A 552-nucleotide genomic window follows, 5' to 3' on the forward strand; every position below is an offset into this window, starting at 1 on the left:
GAAAATTGCGTCCGAAAATCAGTGAAAAAGGGGTTTTTCTACAGCGTCAACGTAAAAGTAAGGGGCTGGCCGCGCCTGAAACGCAACGTAGCCCTAAAAGCAAAACAATACCATAAGCCAAACCGAAGCTGCTAAACGGCCAGTCCCACTTGACTGCAGGGTTAGGTTCCGTGCTTCTCATCAGAAGATGCCTCTTCGTAGGTTAGTTGAACGTCACAATCTTTGCAACGATATAGCCGTGCTCGCTTAGCTTTGCGAATGTCGCGAATAAATACCACAATCGTCGCAGCAATACCCAATGGCCACCAAATCATACCGACGACACCCGCTAGAGGATAGAGCCACCATTGGCTAAAAAACTGTAAATCTAGCGAACGCTCAGCAGCAGTGTAATAAGGATGGATGCTCGTGACAGCACCGCCACAATAAGGGCACACCAATTTGGCATTTGATATCGGGAACAATTCCACGATCGCAACCTAACGAAGCTGTATAAAAAGTATATCCATAACCGCATCATGCCGTGAACCAAATGAGATATCAAGGTCGAAC

General features: G+C 46.9%; 1 protein-coding gene. It reads right to left on the reverse strand.

What is annotated here, in order from left to right; all coding sequences use genetic code 11:
* Positions 1–161 precede the first annotated feature (161 nt).
* Complete coding sequence (locus EJE49_RS11750) at positions 162–470, reverse strand: hypothetical protein (RefSeq protein ID WP_124951063.1); 309 nt, start codon at positions 468–470, stop codon at positions 162–164.
* Positions 471–552: the final 82 nt, after the last annotated feature.

The sequence above is a fragment of the Sulfuriferula thiophila genome, assembly GCF_003864975.1.
Taxonomy (GTDB): domain Bacteria; phylum Pseudomonadota; class Gammaproteobacteria; order Burkholderiales; family Sulfuriferulaceae; genus Sulfuriferula; species Sulfuriferula thiophila.